Annotated in this window: 1 pseudogene; it reads right to left on the bottom strand. The window is 68.2% G+C overall.

What is annotated here, in order from left to right:
- Positions 1–1,018, bottom strand: a pseudogene (metK, locus tag IF43_RS37485) (methionine adenosyltransferase); the annotation flags it as partial.

Genomic DNA, 1,018 nt, shown 5'->3' with positions numbered 1-1,018 from the left:
CAGACCGGCTGCCGTGCGGAGGGCGTCGACGCGGTCGGTGCGCTCCCAGGTGAAGTCGGGCAGCTCGCGGCCGAAGTGGCCGTAGGCGGCGGTCTGGGCGTAGATCGGGCGCAGCAGGTCGAGGTCGCGGATGATCGCGGCCGGCCGGAGGTCGAAGACCTCGGAGATGGCCTGCTCGATGGTGGCGGTCTCGACCTTGGCGGTGCCGAAGGTCTCGACCGTAGGTGTCGATGATGATCTTGCGGCCGGTCAGACCCGCGTCACCCATCGGGCCACCGATCTCGAACCGGCCCGTGGGGTTGACCAGCAGCCGGTAGCCGTCGGTCTCCAGCGAGATACCGTCCTCGGCCAGCTCCTTGAGGACGTGCTCGACCACGAACTCCCGGATGTCCGGCGCCAGCAGCGAGTCCAGGTCGATGTCCGAGGCGTGCTGCGAGGACACCACCACCGTGTCCAGACGGACCGGCTGGTCACCGTCGTACTCGATGGTGACCTGCGTCTTGCCGTCCGGACGCAGGTAGGGGATCGTCCCGTTCTTGCGGACCTCGGTCAGGCGACGCGACAGGCGGTGCGCCAGCTCGATCGGCAGCGGCATGAAGTTCGGCGTCTCGTCGGTGGCGTAGCCGAACATCAGGCCCTGGTCACCCGCGCCCTGCTTGTCCAGCTCGTCCTCGTCGCCCTCCACCCGCTGCTCGTAGGCGGTGTCGACACCCTGCGCGATGTCCGGGGACTGCGAGCCGATCGAGGTCGACACACCGCACGAGGCGCCGTCGAAACCCTTCTTCGACGAGTCGTAGCCGATCTCGAGGATCTTCTCGCGCACCAGCTGCGCGATCGGCGCGTAGGCCTTGGTGGTCACCTCACCCGCGATGTGGACCAGACCGGTCGTGATCAGCGTCTCGACGGCGACGCGGGAGGTCGGGTCCTCGGCGAGAAGCGCGTCGAGGATCGTGTCGCTGATCTGGTCAGCGATCTTGTCGGGGTGGCCCTCGGTCACGGACTCCGAGGTGAACAGGCG

The sequence above is a fragment of the Streptomyces sp. NRRL S-87 genome (assembly GCF_000719335.1).
Taxonomy (GTDB): Bacteria; Actinomycetota; Actinomycetes; order Streptomycetales; family Streptomycetaceae; genus Streptomyces.
This window is presented reverse-complemented; position numbering and strand designations above follow the sequence as displayed.